This is a genomic window from Microbacterium sp. RU1D (assembly GCF_900156435.1).
GTDB lineage: Bacteria > Actinomycetota > Actinomycetes > Actinomycetales > Microbacteriaceae > Microbacterium.
The window spans coordinates 1-5,584 of sequence record NZ_FTPQ01000007.1 but is presented as its reverse complement, the minus strand read 5'-3'; the positions used below and the strand labels follow the sequence as shown (position 1 = coordinate 5,584).

Sequence of the window (5,584 nt, the reverse complement as noted above, 5' to 3'; positions counted from 1 at the left end):
TTGTGCCCGTAAATGCGAAATGGCCACCCAGCGTTGGGTGGCCATTTCGTTAAAGGAAGTCCGGCGGTGTCCTACTCTCCCACAGGGTCCCCCCTGCAGTACCATCGGCGCTGAGAGGCTTAGCTTCCGGGTTCGGAATGTGACCGGGCGTTTCCCTCTCGCTATGGCCGCCGAAACACTATTGATGTTTCAAAAACCAACAACGATATTTCATTGTTGTGTTCCCGACCGTACATCGAGAACCACTCAGTGGACGCAAGCACCAAAAACGGTGTGTTATCAAGTCATCGGCTTATTAGTACCGGTCAGCTTCACGTATTACTACGCTTCCACATCCGGCCTATCAACCCAGTAGTCTGGCTGGGAGCCTCTCACCCCGAAGGGTATGGAAGTCTCATCTTGAGGCCGGCTTCCCGCTTAGATGCTTTCAGCGGTTATCCATCCCGAACGTAGCTAATCAGCGGTGCTCCTGGCGGAACAACTGACACACCAGAGGTTCGTCCAACCCGGTCCTCTCGTACTAGGGTCAGATCCTCTCAAACTTCCTACGCGCGCAGCGGATAGGGACCGAACTGTCTCACGACGTTCTAAACCCAGCTCGCGTACCGCTTTAATGGGCGAACAGCCCAACCCTTGGGACCTACTCCAGCCCCAGGATGCGACGAGCCGACATCGAGGTGCCAAACCATGCCGTCGATATGGACTCTTGGGCAAGATCAGCCTGTTATCCCCGAGGTACCTTTTATCCGTTGAGCGACAGCGCTTCCACAAGCCACTGCCGGATCACTAGTCCCGACTTTCGTCCCTGCTCGACCTGTCAGTCTCACAGTCAAGCTCCCTTGTGCACTTACACTCGCCACCTGATTGCCAACCAGGTTGAGGGAACCTTTGGGCGCCTCCGTTACATTTTGGGAGGCAACCGCCCCAGTTAAACTACCCACCAGGCACTGTCCCTGAACCGGATCACGGTCCTAAGTTAGATATCCAGAGTGACCAGAGTGGTATTTCAACAATGACTCCACACTCACTGGCGTGAATGCTTCACCGTCTCCCACCTATCCTACACAAGCCACACCGAACACCAATACCAAGCTGTAGTAAAGGTCACGGGGTCTTTCCGTCCTGCTGCGCGTAACGAGCATCTTTACTCGTAATGCAATTTCGCCGAGTTCGCGGTTGAGACAGTTGGGAAGTCGTTACGCCATTCGTGCAGGTCGGAACTTACCCGACAAGGAATTTCGCTACCTTAGGATGGTTATAGTTACCACCGCCGTTTACTGGGGCTTAAATTCTCAGCTTCGCCTTGCGGCTAACCGGTCCTCTTAACCTTCCAGCACCGGGCAGGCGTCAGTCCGTATACATCGTCTTGCGACTTGGCACGGACCTGTGTTTTTAGTAAACAGTCGCTACCCACTAGTCTCTGCGGCCACCACACCCTTTCGGAGCAAGTCCTAATAAGTGGATGGCCCCCCTTCTCCCGAAGTTACGGGGGCATTTTGCCGAGTTCCTTAACCACGATTCTCTCGATCTCCTTGGTATTCTCTACCTGACCACCTGAGTCGGTTTGGGGTACGGGCGGCTAGAACCTCGCGTCGATGCTTTTCTCGGCAGCATAGGATCACCCACTTTTTATCCGCATCGTGTCTCAGCCTGTATGACTCCCGGATTTGCCTAAGAGTCGGCCTACGCACTTGCACCAGGACTACCATCGCCTGGCTTGGGCTACCTTCCTGCGTCACACCTGTTAATACGCTAGCCGCACCAGCATGGGGTCGAGCGTTCACACGGACGACCATCACCCCGAAGGGATCCGGAACATTCCGAGCTAGGACTCTTAGCACCACTGGATTAGCTTGGGCGGTTCTTCGCCGGTACGGGAATATCAACCCGTTGTCCATCGACTACGCCTGTCGGCCTCGCCTTAGGTCCCGACTTACCCAGGGAAGATTAGCTTGACCCTGGAACCCTTGGTCTTTCGGAGGACGTGTTTCTCACACGTCTTTCGCTACTCATGCCTGCATTCTCACTCGTGTAGCGTCCACGGCTGGGTCACCCCGCCGCTTCACTCGCCACACGACGCTCTCCTACCCATCAACACGGCTGGACCACGAAGGCCTACCAAAAATGTCAATGCCACAACTTCGGTGGCGTGCTTGAGCCCCGTTACATTGTCGGCGCGGAATCACTTGACCAGTGAGCTATTACGCACTCTTTCAAGGGTGGCTGCTTCTAAGCCAACCTCCTGGTTGTCAAAGCAACTCCACATCCTTTCCCACTTAGCACGCGCTTAGGGACCTTAGTTGGTGGTCTGGGTTGTTTCCCTCTCGACTATGAAGCTTATCCCCCACAGTCTCACTGCTGCGCTCTCACTTACCGGCATTCGGAGTTTGGCTGACGTCAGTAACCTTGTAGGGCCCATCGGCCATCCAGTAGCTCTACCTCCGGCAAGAAACACGCAACGCTGCACCTAAATGCATTTCGGAGAGAACCAGCTATCACGAAGTTTGATTGGCCTTTCACCCCTATCCACAGCTCATCCCCTCAGTTTTCAACCTAAGTGGGTTCGGTCCTCCACGACGTCTTACCGTCGCTTCAACCTGGCCATGGATAGATCACTTCGCTTCGGGTCTAGGACACGCGACTGAATCGCCCTATTCAGACTCGCTTTCGCTACGGCTACCCCACACGGGTTAACCTCGCCACGTATCGCTAACTCGCAGGCTCATTCTTCAAAAGGCACGCTGTCACCCCTACTAAGGAGGCTCCAACGGTTTGTAAGCAAACGGTTTCAGGTACTATTTCACTCCCCTCCCGGGGTACTTTTCACCTTTCCCTCACGGTACTTGTCCGCTATCGGTCATCTGGGAGTATTTAGGCTTATCAGGTGGTCCTGACAGATTCACACGGGATTTCTCGGGCCCCGTGCTACTTGGGATACTCTTCACGCCAAGAACAAGCATTTCGACTACGGGGTTCGCACCCTCTATGACCGGCCATTCAAAACCGTTCGTCTATACCCTCTTGTCACGTCGACTGCTCGGCAGAACAATCCGAAAAGTCCCACAACCCCCAACATGCAACGCCTGCCGGCTATCACACACGCTAGGTTTAGCCTCTTCCGATTTCGCTCGCCACTACTCACGGAATCGCTGTTGCTTTCTCTTCCTGTGGGTACTGAGATGTTTCACTTCCCCACGTTCCCTCTACCCGCCCTATATATTCAGGCGGGAGTCACCAGGTACGCACGCGCCCTGGCGGGGTTTCCCCATTCGGACACCCTCGGATCAAAACTCGCTTATCAGTTCCCCGAGGCTTATCGCAGATTGCTACGTCCTTCTTCGGCTCCAGATGCCAAGGCATCCACCGTTTGCTCTTAAAGACTTGAAATCACATGAGTTGAATCGTCAAAAAATTGACTAATGATCTTTAAGATCATCTTCACGAGCCAGCCAAAAGACTGACTCGAAGATGCTCGCGTCCACTGTGTAGTTCTCAAAGTACGGGCGGTACCCCTCCCACACCCACCAACCGGCAAGAGCGGAAAAGGCCCTCGAGGAACAGCCACCAACCACCACCAGTTCGAAAACCAGCGCGATCAGCGCCCGGCCCCTCAGGACCCAACAGCGTGCATGTGCCAGCAACTCCGACCCGAACCGTTCCAGTGGCAAGCCACGTACTAGACCCGAAGACATCATCCCCGACACCTCATCAAATGTTCCACCCATGAGCTACCAGCGAGACACGAACGGTCCCGATCTGGCGCCTGGACACGAAAGCCCGAAGACCCCCATGCCAGATGCTCCTTAGAAAGGAGGTGATCCAGCCGCACCTTCCGGTACGGCTACCTTGTTACGACTTAGTCCTAATTACCGATCCCACCTTCGACGGCTCCCTCCACAAGGGTTGGGCCACCGGCTTCAGGTGTTACCGACTTTCATGACTTGACGGGCGGTGTGTACAAGACCCGGGAACGTATTCACCGCAGCGTTGCTGATCTGCGATTACTAGCGACTCCGACTTCATGAGGTCGAGTTGCAGACCTCAATCCGAACTGGGACCGGCTTTTTGGGATTCGCTCCACCTCACGGTATTGCAGCCCTTTGTACCGGCCATTGTAGCATGCGTGAAGCCCAAGACATAAGGGGCATGATGATTTGACGTCATCCCCACCTTCCTCCGAGTTGACCCCGGCAGTATCCCATGAGTTCCCACCATTACGTGCTGGCAACATAGAACGAGGGTTGCGCTCGTTGCGGGACTTAACCCAACATCTCACGACACGAGCTGACGACAACCATGCACCACCTGTTCACCAGTGTCCAAAGAGTTGACCATTTCTGGCCCGTTCTGGTGTATGTCAAGCCTTGGTAAGGTTCTTCGCGTTGCATCGAATTAATCCGCATGCTCCGCCGCTTGTGCGGGTCCCCGTCAATTCCTTTGAGTTTTAGCCTTGCGGCCGTACTCCCCAGGCGGGGAACTTAATGCGTTAGCTGCGTCACGGAAACCGTGGAATGGTCCCCACAACTAGTTCCCAACGTTTACGGGGTGGACTACCAGGGTATCTAAGCCTGTTTGCTCCCCACCCTTTCGCTCCTCAGCGTCAGTTACGGCCCAGAGATCTGCCTTCGCCATCGGTGTTCCTCCTGATATCTGCGCATTCCACCGCTACACCAGGAATTCCAATCTCCCCTACCGCACTCTAGTCTGCCCGTACCCACTGCAGGCCCGAGGTTGAGCCTCGGGATTTCACAGCAGACGCGACAAACCGCCTACGAGCTCTTTACGCCCAATAATTCCGGATAACGCTTGCGCCCTACGTATTACCGCGGCTGCTGGCACGTAGTTAGCCGGCGCTTTTTCTGCAGGTACCGTCACTTTCGCTTCTTCCCTGCTAAAAGAGGTTTACAACCCGAAGGCCGTCATCCCTCACGCGGCGTTGCTGCATCAGGCTTTCGCCCATTGTGCAATATTCCCCACTGCTGCCTCCCGTAGGAGTCTGGGCCGTGTCTCAGTCCCAGTGTGGCCGGTCACCCTCTCAGGCCGGCTACCCGTCGACGCCTTGGTGAGCCATTACCTCACCAACAAGCTGATAGGCCGCGAGCCCATCCCAGACCAAAAAATCTTTCCAACCCCCACCATGCGGAAGAGGCTCATATCCAGTATTAGACGCCGTTTCCAGCGCTTATCCCAGAGTCCAGGGCAGGTTGCTCACGTGTTACTCACCCGTTCGCCACTGATCCACCAAGCAAGCTTGGCTTCACCGTTCGACTTGCATGTGTTAAGCACGCCGCCAGCGTTCATCCTGAGCCAGGATCAAACTCTCCGTAAAAAAGAAATGCACACAACACCGGGAAAACGATGCTGCAGCGAGTTTGAAACTGACCAAAGAGAAACATCATTACTGACGTATCCATATGCCAACCCCCGAAGAGGCTGGTCTTTGATCCAAAGGAATTTCTCGCAATCCGAAGATCGACGAGGAATAAATTGGCATTTGACAAGTGCACGCTGTTGAGTTCTCAAGGAACGGACGCACCCACAGAAACAGTCATCTCGACCTACCCGTGAGGCAGTTCACTACCTA

3 rRNA genes are annotated in these 5,584 nt (G+C 54.8%); all 3 read right to left on the bottom strand.

What is annotated here, in order from left to right:
• Positions 1-58: 58 nt before the first annotated feature.
• The 3 genes from rrf to B0B15_RS15915 all read right to left on the bottom strand — a co-directional run bounded on the left by rrf (position 59) and on the right by B0B15_RS15915 (position 5,329).
• A 5S ribosomal RNA gene (gene rrf / locus B0B15_RS15925) occupies positions 59-175 on the bottom strand.
• Between the two features lie 100 nt (positions 176-275).
• Positions 276-3,387: ribosomal RNA gene (locus tag B0B15_RS15920) — 23S ribosomal RNA — on the bottom strand.
• Between the two features lie 420 nt (positions 3,388-3,807).
• A 16S ribosomal RNA gene (locus tag B0B15_RS15915) occupies positions 3,808-5,329 on the bottom strand.
• Together the 16S, 23S and 5S rRNA genes form the textbook arrangement of a ribosomal RNA operon.
• Between the last annotated feature and the right edge of the window lie 255 nt (positions 5,330-5,584).